The sequence below is a fragment of the Caballeronia sp. ATUFL_M2_KS44 genome, from assembly GCF_023630965.1.
GTDB classification, from domain to species: Bacteria; Pseudomonadota; Gammaproteobacteria; order Burkholderiales; family Burkholderiaceae; genus Caballeronia; species Caballeronia concitans.
Map to the genome: position 1 here is coordinate 1 of NZ_JALQEA010000004.1, position 247 is coordinate 247.

Annotated in this window: 1 pseudogene; it reads left to right on the forward strand. The window is 66.4% G+C overall.

Annotated elements, in window-relative coordinates:
* Nucleotides 1-247, forward strand: a pseudogene (locus tag NCR39_RS00015) (aspartate-alanine antiporter); the annotation flags it as partial.

A 247-nucleotide genomic window follows, 5' to 3' on the forward strand; every position in this document is an offset into this window, starting at 1 on the left:
CATCACGCGTGCGGGGCATCCGTTGCCGGTGCTGCCCGAGACGACGCTCGATCACGGCGATGTCATCACGTTCTACGGCGCGCCGCAGGACACGAAGCGCGCCGTCGATGCCGCCGGTTACGAACTGCCGTATTCCGACAAGACCGATTTCATCTACATGGGCGTGGGTATCGTGCTCGGGTTGCTGATCGGGCTGATCGTCGTCGATGCAGGCGGCGTGCCGCTCACGCTCGGCTCGGGCGGCGGC